Genomic DNA, 17,608 nt, shown 5'->3' on the forward strand with positions numbered 1-17,608 from the left:
TTGGAGAAAATATGTCAGCAGATCTTTGGGCCCCAAGCGCAAGCATTGAAACACTAAAACAACGCGCAGCGATATTACGTCGCATCCGTGAGTTTTTTTATGTACGTGATGTTTTAGAAGTAGAAACGCCAAGCTTAAGTGCTGCTAGTGTAACCGATGTGCACTTAGCTAGTTTTAATACAAAATTTGTAGGTCCAGGGCATGCTGGTGGGCTTCCTCTATTTTTACAAACATCTCCAGAGTTTGCCATGAAACGCTTGTTAGCAGCAGGCTCAGGCGCTATTTTTCAGCTTTGTAAAGCATTTAGAAATGAAGAAGCGGGTAGCCATCATAATCCTGAATTTACTATGCTGGAATGGTATCGCCCAGGCTTTGATGAATTTGCACTTATGGATGAAATGGATGAGCTAATGCAGCTTGTTTTAGGTGTCGAGCCTGCAACTAGACTTACCTATCAGCAAGCGTTTGAAAAAGCACTCGGCCTCGATCCGTTAACAGCAAGCATTGAGCAATTAAAGCAACTAGCGTGTAAGCAGGGGTTTGCTGATATAGCCCAAAATGAAACGCATAAAGATACCTTACTGCAATTATTATTTTGTATGAAAGTAGAGCCAACAATAGGACAAGATAAGCCATGTTTTGTTTATCATTTTCCAGCTTCTCAAGCGGCACTTGCACAAATTTGTGAACATGATGCACGCGTAGCTGGGCGCTTTGAGCTTTATTACAAAAATATGGAATTGGCTAACGGCTTTAACGAACTAACAAATGCCAGTGAGCAAGCTAAACGTTTTAATGAAGATAACACATACCGCGCTAACAACGGTTTAAAGCAAGTGCCAATGGATACGCGCTTGATTGCAGCATTGGAGCATGGATTACCACGGTGCGCAGGGGTGGCTTTGGGGATTGATAGGTTGGTAATGCTCGCAACAAATAAAGAGAAAATTAAAGACGTAATAGCTTTTGATGTGCAAAGAGCGTAATGCTTGACCTGTAGGCGTGCAGCTTGCTGGCGCGTTAAAGTGAAGCTTTAAAAAGTTGTTCGATTATATGTCGTTTATGCTTAGTTTAAAGTAATTAGAAGCTGCGCTTCTCACGTGAGCAAGCTCTACGTCTACCACATGTTTTATTGTTACTTATTTGATATGCAAAGAGCGTGATGCTTGACCTGTAGGCGTGCAGCTTGCTGACGCGTTAAAGCGAAGCTTTAAGCTCTTTTTATTTGGTTAGTTTAAAGTAATTAGAAGCTGCGCTTCTCACGTGAGCAAGCTCTACGTCTACCACATGTTTTATTGTTACTTATTTGATATGCAAAGAGCGTGATGCTTGACCTGTAGGCGTGCAGCTTGCTGACGCGTTAAAGCGAAGCTTTAAGGGCTTTTTATTTGGTTAGTTTAAAGTAATAAGAAGCTTCGCTTCTCACGTGAGCAAGCTCTACGTCCACAACACATTTTATTATTATTTATGTCTGATATGCAAAGAGCGTAATGCTTGGCTTGTAGGCGTAGGTAGAATATTTGTAGGTGCGAATTTATTTCGCGCTCGTGTAATTTAACTTTATAAAAAGCGAGGTATAAAACCTCACCTACAAATAAAAACACCGCGTTTAATTTAAACGCGGTGTTTTTATTTGCTTGCTGTAGCTTTCATTTGAAAGCCAACGGCTGTGCCTTACAGATTAAGCGTAAACGTGACACCTGCTACGCGAGGCTCACCTAATTGTGTATAGGTATGCGTTGCGTAACCATCTTGTGGATCGTTACCAAATTCAAAACCACGAGTAGGTACTGTTTCGTCAAACACGTTACGAGCCCATGCGCGAACTGCCCACATGTCTGCTTCGTAGCCAAAGCTTAAATTAACTAAGTTGCTGCTTGGTGCTTGTGAGTTGTGGCTATCAGAGAAGTAGTAGTCGTCCTTACCTTCAACACCAATCATACCGTAAAGCTCACTTGTAAAGTTATAGCGAGCAGTAAACGCATACTGGTATTTAGGTGACTGTGCTTGCTCACGACCGTCTTGGTTTAAGCCAGACTGCGTTACAAAGTCATCTATTTCAGTGTTTAAGTAACCAGCACTACCCGTTAAAAATAGATTATCAGTTAGTTGGTAACTACCTTCAACTTCTAATCCGTAGTTGCTACCAGAACTTGCGTTATCAACATAACCGGTAAATTGCTGACCTTCTACTTGCCATGCTTTTAACTGAATATCGTCGCGGTGCATGTAAAATGCAGCTAAGCGAAGCGTAAATTTGTCATCAAGCGATGAGCCTTTAACACCAAATTCGCCACTCCATAAATATTCAGGGTCGAAACTGGTGTGTTGCTGGAAAAAATCAGCGCTTAGGTTTAAGCCCTCATCTTTAGCTTTTGCTAGTGCTTCTGAGTTAATACCGCCGGCTTTGTAGCCACGGGTTATGCTGGTGTAGATCATGGTACGATCAATTACTTGATATTCTAAAGCAATTTTACCGCCAACCATTACGTCGTCGGTGTCTTGTATAAAGCCATTGCTATCGGTGTAGTCGCCTTGATATTGCTCTACACGTAAACCTGTAATTAATGTTGTTTTAGGGCCAATTGGAGTCGCTACTTGACCATATACTGCAACGTTACTCGTTTCGTAAGTTGAAGAAAACGGGCTTGCTAACCATGTGTATTGGCGCTCTAAATCAACGTCACGGTTTTGGTAATAAATACCCGCAACCCAGTTACCCGTTTTAGAATTAAACTGTAAATCTACAGACTGATCGTCGCGATCGCGGCTGTAAAGATCGGTTGAGCTGTATCCATCAGGGTGTAAGCCTGCAGCACATAACTTTGGCTCACTTGTATCGTTACATACCCAGTCTTCGTCAAAGCTGTAAAGTAATTCGGTATCAATAGCAGATAGGTTTAGATTTACATCAAAAGCGTCAAAACCCGTGTAAGTATTCTTGACACCTATAGCGTAGCTTTCTTGATTATCTTGCCCTGGTTCATCGGCAACACTATTGCGGCTGTTATCAAGCGTAAACGCATCGTAACCATTGTTTATGTCAATATAGTGAAGGTTTAACTCAGTATTTAAATGCTTTGTAAGCTGGCTGTTTATTTTAAAGCGGGCTACTTGTTCGTCTTGATTTTGTGTTTCGTCATTTAAGTACAAGTTATCTACGTAACCGTCTGACTTTCTGCGAAAGTAGCTAACGCGTGCGCTAGTGTCATCTGTTAAGCCTGTGCTTGCTGCAATGCCTGCTTCGCGGGTGTTGTATGTGCCAGCACCTACTTGTAATTTTAAACTTGGATCGCTCGTGGCTTTAGCTGAACCCATTTGGATCATACCGGCCATACCGTCTGCGCCAAAGCGTGTACCTTGTGGGCCACGATAAATTTCTACTTGGTCTATATCAAATAATAATGAGCTGCCACCAAGACCAGAATAGTTAATACCATCAATGACTAAGCCTACAGATGGATTAATAGGGTCTACAAATTGTGAGCGAAGTCCCACGCCACGAATTTGGATGTAACGACCACGCGACGCACCAGATGCAAAATTTACATTGGCGGCACTGCCTAACATTTCGTCTAAGTAACTTGCACCACGTTGATTAATTTCATCTTCGCTGAATAAGCTCGCACTCGCGCTTAAAGTTTGAATGCTTTCGCGCTGAAAATCGCCGGTTACAACAATTCTTTCTAGGTCGCTATCATCAGCGTTAGCTGCAATTGGTGCACCAAGCAGCGGTAAAAGTGCGGCAGTAATTAAAGACAAACGTAAGTTCATTGGGTTACTTAACTCCATTTTAGGGACTCGTATGGTAGCAATTATTTAAACACATGTGCTATAAACGCGGCAATTATACGTTAAATAATCAGGATTACTAATATGACCTTTAAAGTTGACTTCAAAGTACGTGATTACGAATGTGACTTACAAGGTATCGTAAATAACAGTGTTTATTTTAATTATTTAGAGCATGCTCGCCATGAATTCTTGTACGCACACGGTATTGATTTTGCTCAATTAGCGAAAGATAAAATTAACCTAGTCGTGATGCGCAGCGAAATGGACTATAAACATTCACTATTACCAGGTGATGAATTTTATGTGGCTGTGGAGCCGCAGCGTATTAGTCGTTTAAAATTTGCGTTTAAGCAAACGGTTATACGTAAAAGCGATGAAAAAGTAATGCTCAATGCACTGGTTATAGGAACGTCTGTTAATGAAAAAGGTAGACCGTTTTTACCTGAGCAAATAGATAACGTATTTAAAACTACAACTTAGTACTTAATCGCATAAATTTCGAACTATCATAGAACAAAAATTTACATTTAAAACATGCATTTTTAACGGATAAAGGGCATAAATATTGTTACAATTACATTAATTAGACAATTAGTTAGTAGTAGCATGAAATTAGCAGCAATACCGATGCTTATAGTCGGTTTATGTGTTGGTTGCGCATCAACAGGGACGGTTACCAGTGAGCAGCTTAAATACACCCAATGGCAATTATCACGTGTTGATGGTTTAGCAATTCCACCTTCGTTTAATGCATCAATGAGCTTTATTGAAGCACTGCAAGTAAACGGTTTTGCTGGCTGTAACAAATTTTTTGGTGAAGGCTCGCTTGAAGAAAGTAACCTTACCGTAAGTAAATTAGGAATGACGCGCAAGTCGTGCGGCGAAGACCTTGATGAGTTTGAGCAGCAGTTATTACAAGCCTTAAAGCAAGGTGCAGAGCTTAAAATGCAAGACCAGCAATTAGTCATGCAAGGCGAGCAAACATTTGTGTTTATCCCTAAATAATTTTAAGTTTTTGAAAAACAGCCCCTTGCGGGCAGTTTTTAACTGACGTACACTCAGCGCAGATTTGATGGATAACACCTTCAAATTAACGAACAGAATTTATATATCAATACTTGTCGGAGTGCCAAAGCTAAGTAATTAGTTTTTGGCTGAGATCGCGAAAGCGGGATCCGTGAACCTGATCAGGTTAATACCTGCGTAGGGAACAAGCTGCCTAAAATGGGACGCTTGTGCGTCTTTTTTTATGCGCACAATAAAGTGATTTTGTTTATTTTAGGCTGCAAAGTAGCATGTACGCTACTTTACGATCTTTCTCTATTCCTCGGAATATCTGACAAGACAACCCTTAAGCAATGAGGCAAGTCATGTCAAATACTACAAATAAAGCGTCACGCCGAGAAACTCGTGCTGCCGCGTCTGAATATATTTATAACTTAACGGGTCAACCGTTCCCAAATTCTCATAAAGTATACGTTGAAGGCACTCAACCTGGCGTGCGCGTTGGTATGCGTGAAATCACATTAAGTGATACGTTTATTGGCGGTACAGATGAAAACCCTGTTTATGAGTCAAACGATCCGCTACGTGTTTACGATACGTCGGGCCCGTATACCGATCCTAATTTTGAACTTGATGTACGCAAAGGCTTACCAAAATTTCGTGAACAATGGATTGAAAGCCGTGGCGACACAGAAGTTTTAGAGTCAGTTACGTCGCAATTTTCGCAGCAACGCATGGCAGATGAAGGGCTGGATCATATTCGCTTTGATCACCTTCCAAAAATTCGCCGTGGTGTCGCTGGTAAAAACGTAACGCAAATGCACTACGCACGCCAAGGGATTATTACTCCTGAAATGGAATACGTAGCCGTTCGCGAAAATATGGGACGTGCAGAAATTCGTAAAGAATTATTAGCAGCGCAGCATAAAGGCGAGTCGTTTGGCGCGAGTATTCCTGAATTTATTACCCCAGAATTTGTACGCGATGAAATAGCCCGTGGTCGCGCTATTTTACCAAATAATATAAACCATCCAGAAACAGAACCTATGATTGTAGGGCGTAACTTTTTAGTTAAAGTTAACGCCAACATTGGTAACTCATCGGTCAGCTCATCGATTGAAGAAGAAGTAGAAAAAATGGTGTGGTCTACCCGCTGGGGCGCAGACACCGTGATGGACTTATCAACGGGTCGTTACATTCACGAAACGCGTGAATGGGTTGTACGTAACTCGCCTGTACCTATTGGCACAGTACCGATTTATCAAGCGCTTGAAAAAGTAAATGGTGTGGCTGAGGATTTAACGTGGGAGATTTTCCGCGATACGCTTATTGAACAAGCCGAGCAGGGTGTTGATTACTTTACTATTCATGCCGGTGTACTGCTTCGTTACGTACCAATGACCGCTAAACGTGTAACCGGTATTGTGTCGCGCGGTGGCTCAATTATGGCTAAGTGGTGTTTAGCGCATCATAAAGAAAACTTTTTATACACGCACTTTGAAGATATTTGCGAAATTTTAAAACAATACGATGTGTGTTTTTCACTTGGTGATGGACTTCGCCCAGGCTCTATTGCTGATGCCAACGATGAAGCACAGTTTAGTGAGCTGCGCACATTAGGTGAACTGACTAAAATTGCGTGGAAACACGATGTACAGGTATTTATTGAAGGTCCTGGACATGTGCCAATGCACATGATTAAAGCCAATATGGACGAGCAATTAGAGCATTGCGGCGAAGCGCCATTTTATACATTAGGTCCACTAACGACCGATATTGCACCAGGGTACGATCATATCACTTCAGGCATTGGTGCTGCTCAAATAGCATGGTACGGCTGTGCAATGCTTTGCTATGTAACACCTAAAGAGCATTTAGGTCTGCCAAATAAAGAAGATGTTAAAGAAGGCTTAATCACCTACAAAATTGCAGCACATGCTGCCGATTTAGCAAAAGGGCACCCTGGTGCGCAAGAGCGCGATAACGCCTTATCAAAAGCGCGCTTTGAATTTAGATGGCATGACCAATTTAATATTGGTTTAGATCCAGATCGAGCTCGCGAGTACCACGACGAGACCCTTCCGCAAGAATCAGGTAAAGTGGCTCACTTTTGCTCCATGTGTGGACCTAAATTTTGTTCTATGAAAATTAGCCAAGAAGTACGCGATTACGCTAAAGATTTAGAGACACGCGGTATTGATCCAAATGACGCTGGCGAGGCTATTGAAATCAAAATGATTGATGTAGAAGCCGAAATGAAAGCTAAATCTGCCCAGTTTAAGCAAACAGGCTCAGAAATTTACCACAAAGCGGTATAGCAAGAATTTAGATGCAGATGTAGGTGAGGTTTTATACCTCGCTTCTTTAAATATTAAGAAGTGCGAGTGAATTCGCACCTACTAATAACTGCTTTTGGAGGTTTTATGTTTTATAACATTGCTGTGGTGGGTTTTGGTTTAGCAGGGCGCTTAGCTGCCCTTGAGCTAAGTAAGTTGCACCATGTTACTGTGTTTGAAGCCGACGACGAACATACTCAAAATAGCGCCGGTAAAGTGGCAGCAGCAATGATTGCCCCGCTTGCTGAGTCGGTATTGTGCGAGGCTGACTTAGCATTAATGGGTCTTGATTCAATGAAGCGCTGGCCGGGTATTATTGCTGAACTTGAAAGTGAGGTTTTTTTTCAGCAGCAAGGCACTTTGGTCATTGCGCACCAGCAGGACAAAGGCGATTTACAAAGCTTTGCACAACGTATAAAACCGCTAGCTGAGCACACTGCCGAGCATATAAATGCTCAACAAATTACAATGCTTGAACCTGAACTTGCAGGGCGCTTTAATCAAGGCTTATTTTTACCCTGCGAGGGGCAAATTGATAACCAAGCATTTTATAAAGCCAGCTTTGCACAGCTCAACAAACGCAAAGTAAAGTTTGTATTTAACCAGCGCGTAACCATTAGCGACAATAAGATAAATAATCGACCGTTCGATTACATTATTGATTGCCGTGGGCTTGGTGCTAAAAATACTCAAGATGATAAACCGCTTAGAGGTGTGCGCGGCGAAGTAGCAAGGTTATACGCACCAGAGGTAAGTTTAATCAGGCCCGTGCGTTTAATGCACCCGCGTTATCCAATTTATATAGCGCCTAAACCTAACAGTGAATATGTAATTGGTGCGACAGAAATAGAATCGCAAGACAGCGGCGCCGCAACAGTGCGCTCAACTCTTGAGTTACTTTCAGCAGCTTATACCGTACACAGCGGGTTTGCCGAAGCACGACTACTTAGTATTCAAACCGGATTACGCCCTGCATTTAGCAATAACCGCCCAGAAGTATCACAAGTTGGTAATGTAATTAGCATTAACGGTTTGTATCGACATGGTTATATGTTGGCGCCGGCATTAGTGGCGCAAGCAGTTTCACGAATAGAGTGAGAGTAGAATGAATATTACAATTAATGGCGAGCTACTTAATGTTAATAGCAAAGCACTCGTTGAGGTACTTCAAAGTTTTGGTGCAGTCGCGCCTTTTGCTGTGGCTGTTAATGGCGAATTTATTCCACAAAGTCGGCACAGTAACTATGTACTTAATGAAGGCGACAGTGTTGAGTTGCTGTCACCCATTCAAGGCGGATAAAGCTCATGCAAACTAAAGACTGTTTAACTATTTATGGAGAGCAAATAAAGAGTCGTTTATTAATAGGCTCTGCACTTTATCCGTCGCCCGACATTATGACCCAATCGATAGTCGCCTCTGGCGCTGAAATTGTAACCGTGTCGCTTAGGCGCCAACAAAGTGCAGCAGCGGGTGATGACTTTTGGCAGTTAATAAAAAATACAGGTTTAAAAATACTCCCTAATACCGCAGGGTGCCACAGCGTTAAAGAAGCTATAACGCTTGCAAAAATGTGCCGAGAGGTATTTGCCACCGACTGGATTAAGCTAGAGCTGATTGGCGATGATTACAATTTACAGCCAGACCCTTTTGCGCTACTTGAAGCCACAAAAATATTAATTAATGATGGCTTTAAAGTATTGCCTTATTGCACCGATGACTTAGTACTTTGCCAGCGCTTAAATGAACTTGGGTGTGAGGTACTTATGCCATGGGGGGCACCAATAGGCACCGGTAAGGGATTGTTAAATAGCTATAATTTAAAAACTATTCGAGAGCGCTTACCCGATACCACATTAATAGTAGATGCCGGTTTAGGTTTGCCATCGCATGCCTGCCAAGCACTCGAAATGGGGTATGATGCGGTATTATTAAATTCAGCCATTGCAGGGGCGGGTTGCCCAATTACTATGAGCCGCGCATTTAAAGCCGCAGTTGAAGCGGGGCGCTTTGCATACAAAGCAAAAGCGATGCCGGAAAAAGACGTTGCAGCCCCATCAACCCCAACAATGGGTATGCCATTTTGGCATCAGCAGTGAAGGAAAGAATATGAATAACGTAGTATGGACAATTGCCGGTTCTGATTCTGGCGGCGGTGCCGGTATTCAAGCTGATATAAAAGCAATGCAAAGTTTTGGTGTACATGGCTGCACGGCAATTACGGCGCTTACTGCACAAAATAGTTTAGGCGTAGAGGCTATTAATGCAGTGTCTACCGATATTATTGAATCGCAGTTACTAGCGCTTGAAAAAGACATGAAAGCCAAAGTGATAAAAATTGGCATGTTAGCCAATGTGCAGCAAATTCAGTTGATCAGCGAACATATAAGTCATTATAAAGCTAAATGGCCTGTGCCTCCCGTTATTGTATATGACCCTGTCGCTATTGCCTCAAGCGGTGACTTACTAACAGAAGAAGACACGGTAAGCGCAATAAAAGAATGTTTACTGCCGCTGGTGGATGTAATAACTCCAAATACACACGAAACACAGTTATTAACCGGTGTGTATTTAATTGGCCCGGCTGCAATAAAAGAAGCGGCTAATAAGCTATTAAGCTGGGGCGCAAAAGCCGTTGTTATTAAAGGCGGACATTGGGATTACCCAAGTGGCTACTGCATTGATTATTGTATTGATAGTAATACGCAAAGTGGTGAAGAATATTGGTTAGGCAATCAAAAAATACAAACACCGCATAACCACGGCACCGGGTGTAGCATGGCTTCGGTAATTGCTGCGTGTTTAGCTAAAGACTACCCATTAAAAGATGCCTTTATTTTAGCTAAGGCATATATAAACCAAGGGCTAAAACAGTCAGTACGCTACGGCGAGGGGATTGGACCGGTTGCTCAGACCTCGTTTCCCACTAATTTAGCTGACTACCCACAAGTAATTGAGCCAGGTAGCTGGCTGGGCGATGAACTAGATTTTGATGTGCCGCTTGATTTTAATATGGCGGCAGATTTTGCACCTTGTGAAAGTAAATCGCTGGGCTTATATGCGGTTGTAAATAGCACCGATTGGTTAGAAAAGTGCTTACAACAAGGCATTAAAACAGCGCAGTTACGCGTTAAAAATAAAACGCAAGATGAGCTGGATGAGCTCATTAAGCAAGCTGTTGAGCTGGGCAAGCAATACAACGCACAGGTATTTATAAACGACTACTGGCAGTTAGCTATTAAGCACGGTGCATATGGCGTGCATTTAGGGCAAGAGGATTTAGAGATTGCTAATTTAGCGGCAATTAAAGACGCTGGATTAAGGCTTGGGCTTTCTACTCATGGTTTTTATGAAATGCTACGTGCGCATAATTATCGCCCTAGTTATATGGCATTTGGTGCTATTTACCCAACCACCACAAAAGACATGACAGGGCAAATACAAGGCCTTGAAAAGCTGATTAAATTTGTACCGCTTATGCAAAGCTATCCAACGGTAGCAATAGGCGGTATTGATTTAAGCCGTGCTGAGCAGGTAGCGAAAACCGGCGTAGGCAGTGTTGCCGTAGTGCGTGCGATTACCGAGGCTGATAATTACGTAGAGGCTATAAGTGCTCTGCAAGTGGCCATAAGCAGTGCACATTAATATTAACAAGGGCAATACTAACAAGGCTGGTAAACGTGAATGAGCTAAGCGAAAAAGAAACCCTTCGTTATAGCCGCCATTTGTTGCTTGAAGAAGTTGGGCTTGAAGGGCAGTTAGCACTTAAATCCTCAACGGTTGCAGTAGTGGGGGCTGGTGGTTTAGGTAGCCCAGCACTTTTGTATTTAGCTGCGGCGGGCATTGGAACGCTTATTTTAATTGACGATGACGAAGTTGAGCTTTCAAACTTACAGCGCCAAGTGCTTTATAAAATAAACCACTTAGGGCAAAACAAGGTCGCTGCAGCGGGTAAAGTATTAGCGAGCCTGAATAATCAAATAGACATAGTAACGCATTGCCAAAAGTTAGATGAGAATAATGCAGTTAACATGCTAAAAGGTGCTGACATCGTACTTGATTGCTCTGATAACTTTAGCACTCGGTATTGCGTTAATCGTTATTGTATTGCTAATAAAACACCGTTAATTTCTGGTGCTGCACTCGCAACTAAAGGGCAGTTAATGGGCTTTGATTTTAGGCAAAGTGATAGCCCATGTTATGGCTGTGTTTTTCCACAAAGCGAAGCTACACCAGTTATCAATTGCAGTAACGCAGGAGTGATTAGCCCGCTACTGGGTGTAATAGGCTCTATGCAGGCGCAACTTACGCTTAACTTATTATTAGGTCATTTAAGTGGCTGTGTATTTATAACGTTTGATGCGCTTACTTTAAAGCAGCAGCACTTTAAAGTGATTAAAGATTCAGAGTGTAAAGAGTGTGGTAAATAGGTTTTTGAGGGGCTTGCGCCTGTTATTACATGTGGCGTTAAAAAATTAAAAGCTGCGCTTTTCGCGTGAGCAAGCTTCACGCCTTGTATCTCTCATTGATAAATGATTAGCTATCATTTATCACATCGAAGTCAGTGAGCTTGCCTTTACGCCTAGTATTTAATACTGCGCCGTAGATAAAGCCCTGACTTTCTATTCTCACAAACTGAATGGTATCCAAGCACGCTTTTATTTAAGTAGATGCTGTATGTACAAGGGGAGTAAGTAGAGATGATGTTTATCGGCATTGATATTAGTAAAGAGAAGATTGATTTATCGTGGTTGAGAGACCAGCTTACAAATAAAATTAAAACAAAAGTCTTTAAAAACAAGCGCCAAGACTTTGTAACAATAGAAAAATGGCTTTTAAATACAACTAAAAGCGCTGCTAGTGAGCTCGTTATCACCCTCGAACCAACGGGTGTTTATCATGAAGCGCTGATGTATTTTTTACACGAGCAAGGCTTTAATATTATTTTAGCGAACCCAGGTAAAGCTAAAAAGTATGCAGACGCTTTAAACATAATTCACAAAACAGACAAATCTGATGCAACGATGCTTGCTCATTATGGCTGTGCTAAGCACGCAGTCGTTAATTATTGGCAACCTGAAGCGTTAGAAATTAGAGAGCTTAAAGCCCTTATTCGTCGTTTAGATGCGCTTGAGAGTAACCGACAACGAGAAGCTAACCGATTAGAAGCAAGTGAATTCAGCAACGTTTCCGCGCGTGTTTGCCAATCGATAAAAGTGACAATCGCGTTTTTAGATGATGAAATTAAACAGCTTAAATCTGACATTGATAACCACATAGATAATGAACCTGATTTAAAAAGAAACAGGAAACTACTTGAGTCTATCCCTGGCATAGGGCCCGTATTATCGAGAGAGCTGACGTATTTGTTTGCGGCTAAAAAATTTAATAAAGCCAAAGAAGCGGCAGCTTATTGTGGATTAATCCCACGGCATAATGAATCGGGTAAATTAAAAGGGCGAACATCAATCAGTAAACTTGGGCCAGCCAGAATTCGATGCAAACTTTATATGGCGGCCATTGTTGCAGGGCAATGGAATAAAACAATAAAGAGACACAAGTTAACGTTAATAAACAATGGTAAAACACCGATGCAAGCTGTGTGTGCAAATATGCGAAAGCTAATTCATATATGTTTTGGTGTAATAAAAAACCAGGAAGCGTTTAAGCTCCAAGAAAGTTAAATACGACCTTGAAGCTTAAAATGAGAGATGGTATCTACAGTACATCAAAACTCTTACACCAAGCTTGTATACGCACAGCTTGCTGGCGTGACGAGAAAAGCTCGTAATTTCTATGCCAGATGTCTTCTCATTTACATCTCTTTTGCTTCTCTTAGTGCAATAAGATTTTAAGTGATTTATTCACAAAGAGGTTTAGAGGGCGCTTCGCTTTAGAGAAGCCAATTAATAGTTATCAGTTATAAATATTAAAAGCGGCGCTTTACGCGTGTGCAGGCTTTACCCCTTCAAAAATAAAAAACCGCGTTAATTAAACGCGGTTTTTTTAATTTCGAATTAACGATTTATTTTAATCGTTAATTTTTGCAAACGCAGTACCTAAGCGAGTAACCACTTCTGGTAGTTGGTCATCCAGTATTTCAGCTTTATCAGCACCCCATGCTAGTACCACAGTAGAGCCTAATTTAAAGCGACCCATCTCTTCACCCTTTTTAAGCGTGATAGCGTTATCGCCAGTGGTTGGATATTTCCAACTAAATACATCGCTACCTGCTGGTGGCGTGACAGTACCTGCCCAAATAGTTTCTATGCTGGCTACAATTGTTGCACCAACAAGTACCATAGCAAGCGGACCAATCTCAGTTTCAAAAATTGCGACTACCCGTTCGTTACGTGCAAACAAGTTAGGCACGTTTTGCGCTGTAAGTGGGTTTACTGAAAATAAATCACCTGGCACATAAATCATTTTGCTTAGTGTGCCATCAACTGGCATATGAATACGGTGGTAATCTTTAGGTGCTAAATAAATCGTTGCAAACTTACCGCCTAAAAATGGTGTTGTATCATCTTGTGAGCCGCCTAGTAGCGCTTGTAAGCTGTAATCGTGGCCTTTAGCTTGTATTAGCTGTCCGTCAACAATATCGCCTAGCTGGCTGATTGCGCCATCCACTGGATGAATGATGATATTGCTATCTTCTACCATTGGGCGCATGCCTTCTTTTAGAGGGCGAGTAAAAAATTCATTAAAGCTTTTATAATGAGCCGGATCTGGGTATTGGGCTTCGCTCATATCTACTTTATATTGCTTAATAAATAGTTTAATTAAAGTAGTGGTTAAAGCACCCGCTTTTGCAGCAGCTAATTTGCCGACTACGCGTGAAATAAAATGTTTTGGCATTGCGTACTGCATTGCGATTTTAAATTTGTCTAAACTCACAGTATTTTTCCTAAATTATACGCGAGGCGCACGGGCGCCTGCACGGCCATCGGCCATTGTTTCTAAAATTCGGTGGTAGCTGTCAAAGCGCAATTGAGAAATTCTTCCATCGGCTACTGCTTCTTTAACGATGCAACCCGGATCGTTTAAATGTTTACAGTCTCTAAAGCGGCACCCGCCTATAAATTCTCTAAACTCTTTAAAGCACCACGTTACACGCTCAACATCTAAATGCCATAAACCAAACTCACGAATACCTGGCGAGTCGATTAGGTTACCGCCACTTGGTAAATGGTGAAGTCGCGAAACAGTTGTTGTGTGCTGGCCTAAGCCGCTGTTTTCAGATACTTCTTTAGTTAATATTTCAGCGTTAGGCAATACAGTATTAACGAGGGTTGATTTACCCACACCACTTTGGCCAACAAAAATATTATTTTTATCAACAAGTACTTCTTTTAATTTATCGATACCATCGCCTGATATATTACTAACAAGGAGTACTTGGTAATCAAGTTTACGATAGATATCGAGAACTTTTTGTATTTCGTTAAGGCCTGCTTCGTCAATTAAATCGGTTTTATTGAGCACTAAAATTGGCTCAATGCCCATATCTTCACAGGCTATTAAATAACGGTCGATAATACTGGGTGTAAATTCGGGTAATACCGCCGATACCATGAGTATTTGGTCAATGTTAGCTGCAATAACTTTTACGCCGTCGTAAAAGTCTGGGCGGGTAAGTTGCGAACGACGCTCTTGCGTGGCTTCAATTACACCGGCTAAATCACCCTCACTTACTTTGGCACGGCGAAATAATACTTCATCACCACATACTAAATTAGACACAGTACGGCGTATATTACAGCGAAGTACATCGCCATTTTCAGTTTCGACATCGGCGTGTTGGCCAAAACGACTGATCACAATTGCGCTCTCGACCTGACCTAAGTTATCGGTTTGCCATTCTTGCGCCCCTTTTTTAGCTGGTCTTGAGTCTGCGCTATTAATGCGCTTTTGGTGATTGGCCTTGATCTGACGCGATTGGCCTTTACTTAATTTTTTTTGTTTTGCCACTGGAGGCCTATAACCTTAGTTAAATGTCGCTTTTCCTAAAAAAAGCTTTAGCTCGACGGTTGATGCTAATATGATATATCGAAATGCGTTGGATCTAAAGGAAAGCACCGCTTAGGTAATTATGACTATTAATAAATCAAATTTAATTTGGCTCGATCTTGAAATGACAGGGCTCGAACCAGAGACCGATAAAATACTCGAAATTGCGACGGTTGTCACTGACGCAGACCTGAATATATTAGCCGAAGGGCCAACTATAGCTATTCATCAAAGTGATGAATTACTAAATGGCATGGACGAGTGGTGTACTACTCAACATGGTAAGTCGGGTTTAACAGCACGCTGCAAAGCAAGTACCTTTGATGAGGCCTATGCTGTAGAGCAAACTTTAGCGTTTTTAAAGCAGTGGGTACCAGCAGGCACTTCGCCAATGTGTGGTAATTCAATTGGTCAAGACCGCCGCTTTATGAATAAATATATGCGCGAGCTTGAAGACTTCTTTCATTACAGAAATCTTGATGTGAGTACTATTAAAGAATTAGCACGTCGCTGGAAACCAGAAGTGCTTGCAAAAGTGAACAAAAAAGGCTCACACCTTGCTTTGGATGACATTAAAGATTCGATTATGGAATTAAAAGTCTATAGAGAAAATTTCTTTAATTTGTAAAAAACACTTGCAAACAGACTGTATTATTGTAGAATCCTGCCCCGCTAAAGATGATAACCCACGCGGGGTTAGTGTGTTTGAGTGATTGAATTACCATCAATAAATGCGGTACTAGCTCAGTTGCTAGAATGTTGAACGCGACCCGTCGCGCACCAACGTAAAATAACTGAAGAAGTGAAAATGCGGTACTAGCTCAGTTGCTAGAATGTTGAACGCGACCTGTCGCGCACCAACGTAAAATAACTGAAGAAATAAAAAATGCGGTACTAGCTCAGTTGGTAGAGCGCGACCTTGCCAAGGTCGAGGTCACGAGTTCGAGCCTCGTGTACCGCTCCAATTTCTAACCAAAAGAAATTGAAGTGAATAAAAGCTAGCTCAGTTGCTAGGATGTTGAACGCAATTTATTGCGCATCAATAAAATAACTGAAAAATGCGGTACTAGCTCAGTTGGTAGAGCGCGACCTTGCCAAGGTCGAGGTCACGAGTTCGAGCCTCGTGTACCGCTCCAATTTCTAACCAAAAGAAATTGTAGTGATAGTAAATTTAGTTATACGGTACTAGCTCAGTTGCTAGAATGTTGAACGCGACCTGTCGCGCTTAAGCGTAAAATAACTAAAGAAATAAAAATGCGGTACTAGCTCAGTTGGTAGAGCGCGACCTTGCCAAGGTCGAGGTCACGAGTTCGAGCCTCGTGTACCGCTCCAATCTTTTTATATCCTTTCAAAATTTTCTATATTAAAAATCATAAATAAAATTATAATTTAAAATCTCTCTTATCTACTTTATTCTATGTGCAATATTCAGCATTGAAGTTTTGGTTGTTAGAAGCTATCGCTTCGCGCGAGCTCAGCGCCACAAGAAAGGTGTCGTACTTTGAAGTTATGAGGTATGAGTGAGGTACAGAAGAGCTAATACTTTGAAACCTGAAGATTTTGTTAAAATAGCTCCCCTTGAATAGTTGCTATAACTCGTCTAGAGCCACCAGAATCACGATGTTCACCTAAATAAATGCCTTGCCATGTACCTAACGCTAAATAACCATTTGAAATAGGAATACTTAGCTCGCAGCCTAACGTACTGGTTTTTATGTGTGCAGGCATGTCGTCGTCACCTTCATAATCGTGGCGATAATAAGGTTGACGCTCAGGAACGAATTTATTGAAATGGCTTTCCATGTCCATACGAACAGTGGGATCTGCATTTTCGTTTATTGTGAGGCTCGCTGAGGTATGCTGAATAAATAAATGTAATAAGCCTATTTTGTAACTCGCCAGTTCAGGAAGTTGAGATAATATTTCGTCATCAATTATATGAAAACCTCGCTGGCGAGGCTTTAATGTAATTTGCTTTTGCTGCCAACTCATAGTTTATCGAAGCTAACTTCAATGTTTGCATTACCAGCATCACAACTAAATGGCATGATGATTTTTTTACCTTGGCTTTTATGAGTAATTGTATGACCTTTACCCGATACCACAATAGGCGTTGCCATATCAAAGTCGAAGCCTTTCTCGCCAAGTAAATTTTTAGCACCACCAGTTACCATGTTGGTTATTTCGCCAACCATATCGGTAACTTCTTCATCTATGGTATCAGGGCGTTCGCCAAGCATACGCTCCATGATGGTTAATGCTAATCCTTCATCAAATGTAATTGAAAATGATCCACGCGTTTGCGGGCCAACCATACCAATCAAACCTGATACATCACCACAGGCTATCTCATCAGTTTTAATGCGAGGTTTACCCGGCTTCAATTGAGTTTGAGCCATAGTGCTTAAAACATTAATTAAAGAAGATAAAAAAGGATTGATGAATTCTACATTCATAGTGGCTA

Annotated in this window: 16 protein-coding genes, 3 tRNA genes and 1 riboswitch; of the genes, 14 read left to right on the top strand and 5 right to left on the bottom strand. The window is 41.6% G+C overall.

Annotated features, from left to right (window positions below):
* The first annotated feature begins 11 nt into the window (after positions 1 to 11).
* Complete coding sequence (gene epmA / locus PARC_RS02825) at positions 12 to 986, top strand: elongation factor P--(R)-beta-lysine ligase (RefSeq protein ID WP_010555266.1); 975 nt, start codon at positions 12 to 14, stop codon at positions 984 to 986.
* A gap of 688 nt (positions 987 to 1,674) precedes the next feature.
* Here epmA and PARC_RS02835 read toward each other — a convergent pair.
* Complete coding sequence (locus PARC_RS02835; RefSeq protein WP_010555267.1) at positions 1,675 to 3,792, bottom strand: TonB-dependent receptor; 2,118 nt, start codon at positions 3,790 to 3,792, stop codon at positions 1,675 to 1,677.
* A gap of 84 nt (positions 3,793 to 3,876) precedes the next feature.
* On the opposite strand from PARC_RS02835, the gene PARC_RS02840 reads away from it, so the two are divergent.
* From PARC_RS02840 to PARC_RS02880, 9 genes are all read left to right on the top strand, one after another.
* A complete protein-coding gene (locus PARC_RS02840) occupies positions 3,877 to 4,275 on the top strand; it encodes an acyl-CoA thioesterase (protein ID WP_010555268.1) in 399 nt (132 codons plus the stop codon).
* A gap of 126 nt (positions 4,276 to 4,401) precedes the next feature.
* The gene (locus tag PARC_RS02845) at positions 4,402 to 4,800 is read left to right on the top strand and encodes an META domain-containing protein (RefSeq protein WP_010555269.1); all 399 of its coding nucleotides are present in this window, start codon (positions 4,402 to 4,404) and stop codon (positions 4,798 to 4,800) included.
* A 107-nt stretch (positions 4,801 to 4,907) separates the two neighbouring features.
* Positions 4,908 to 5,022, top strand: a riboswitch (TPP riboswitch).
* A 143-nt stretch (positions 5,023 to 5,165) separates the two neighbouring features.
* Entirely contained in the window at positions 5,166 to 7,118 is a 1,953-nt protein-coding gene (thiC, locus tag PARC_RS02850; RefSeq protein ID WP_010555270.1) for a phosphomethylpyrimidine synthase ThiC, read from the top strand.
* Between the two features lie 105 nt (positions 7,119 to 7,223).
* Positions 7,224 to 8,234, top strand: coding sequence for an FAD-dependent oxidoreductase (locus PARC_RS02855; RefSeq protein WP_010555271.1), 1,011 nt, complete (start codon positions 7,224 to 7,226; stop codon positions 8,232 to 8,234).
* Between the two features lie 7 nt (positions 8,235 to 8,241).
* Positions 8,242 to 8,436, top strand: a complete 195-nt coding sequence (thiS, locus tag PARC_RS02860) for a sulfur carrier protein ThiS (protein ID WP_002960781.1) — start codon at positions 8,242 to 8,244, stop codon at positions 8,434 to 8,436.
* A 5-nt stretch (positions 8,437 to 8,441) separates the two neighbouring features.
* Positions 8,442 to 9,233, top strand: coding sequence for a thiazole synthase (locus tag PARC_RS02865; RefSeq protein WP_010555272.1), 792 nt, complete (start codon positions 8,442 to 8,444; stop codon positions 9,231 to 9,233).
* A 10-nt stretch (positions 9,234 to 9,243) separates the two neighbouring features.
* The gene (gene thiE, locus PARC_RS02870; RefSeq protein ID WP_010555273.1) at positions 9,244 to 10,779 is read left to right on the top strand and encodes a thiamine phosphate synthase; all 1,536 of its coding nucleotides are present in this window, start codon (positions 9,244 to 9,246) and stop codon (positions 10,777 to 10,779) included.
* 35 nt (positions 10,780 to 10,814) lie between these two features.
* Positions 10,815 to 11,564 (top strand): HesA/MoeB/ThiF family protein, encoded by a 750-nt coding sequence (locus tag PARC_RS02875; protein WP_010555274.1) that lies wholly within the window; start codon positions 10,815 to 10,817, stop codon positions 11,562 to 11,564.
* A gap of 270 nt (positions 11,565 to 11,834) precedes the next feature.
* Complete coding sequence (locus tag PARC_RS02880; RefSeq protein WP_096058047.1) at positions 11,835 to 12,818, top strand: IS110 family RNA-guided transposase; 984 nt, start codon at positions 11,835 to 11,837, stop codon at positions 12,816 to 12,818.
* A 346-nt stretch (positions 12,819 to 13,164) separates the two neighbouring features.
* Here the strand turns inward: PARC_RS02880 and asd are convergent, their stop codons facing one another.
* Together asd and rsgA are read right to left on the bottom strand one after the other, a co-directional pair.
* Positions 13,165 to 14,031, bottom strand: coding sequence for an archaetidylserine decarboxylase (gene asd, locus PARC_RS02885; protein ID WP_010554252.1), 867 nt, complete (start codon positions 14,029 to 14,031; stop codon positions 13,165 to 13,167).
* A gap of 15 nt (positions 14,032 to 14,046) precedes the next feature.
* Positions 14,047 to 15,105, bottom strand: a complete 1,059-nt coding sequence (gene rsgA / locus PARC_RS02890) for a small ribosomal subunit biogenesis GTPase RsgA (protein WP_010554253.1) — start codon at positions 15,103 to 15,105, stop codon at positions 14,047 to 14,049.
* 121 nt (positions 15,106 to 15,226) lie between these two features.
* On the opposite strand from rsgA, the gene orn reads away from it, so the two are divergent.
* The 4 genes from orn (at position 15,227) to PARC_RS02910 (ending at position 16,476) form a co-directional block, all read left to right on the top strand.
* Positions 15,227 to 15,772, top strand: a complete 546-nt coding sequence (orn, locus tag PARC_RS02895; protein ID WP_007585019.1) for an oligoribonuclease — start codon at positions 15,227 to 15,229, stop codon at positions 15,770 to 15,772.
* A 260-nt stretch (positions 15,773 to 16,032) separates the two neighbouring features.
* A tRNA-Gly gene (locus PARC_RS02900) sits at positions 16,033 to 16,108 on the top strand.
* 96 nt (positions 16,109 to 16,204) lie between these two features.
* Positions 16,205 to 16,280 (top strand) — tRNA-Gly (locus PARC_RS02905).
* Between the two features lie 120 nt (positions 16,281 to 16,400).
* Positions 16,401 to 16,476: transfer RNA gene (locus tag PARC_RS02910), tRNA-Gly, on the top strand.
* 231 nt (positions 16,477 to 16,707) lie between these two features.
* On the opposite strand, the gene PARC_RS02915 is transcribed toward PARC_RS02910, so the two are convergent.
* Both PARC_RS02915 and PARC_RS02920 read right to left on the bottom strand, forming a co-directional pair.
* Entirely contained in the window at positions 16,708 to 17,136 is a 429-nt protein-coding gene (locus PARC_RS02915; RefSeq protein WP_010554254.1) for a secondary thiamine-phosphate synthase enzyme YjbQ, read from the bottom strand.
* Positions 17,133 to 17,600, bottom strand: coding sequence for a chemotaxis protein CheX (locus PARC_RS02920; RefSeq protein WP_007580265.1), 468 nt, complete (start codon positions 17,598 to 17,600; stop codon positions 17,133 to 17,135). The genes PARC_RS02915 and PARC_RS02920 overlap by 4 nt, the downstream gene beginning before the upstream one ends.
* Positions 17,601 to 17,608 lie beyond the last annotated feature (8 nt).

Source organism: Pseudoalteromonas arctica A 37-1-2 (assembly GCF_000238395.3).
Taxonomy (GTDB): domain Bacteria; phylum Pseudomonadota; class Gammaproteobacteria; order Enterobacterales; family Alteromonadaceae; genus Pseudoalteromonas; species Pseudoalteromonas arctica.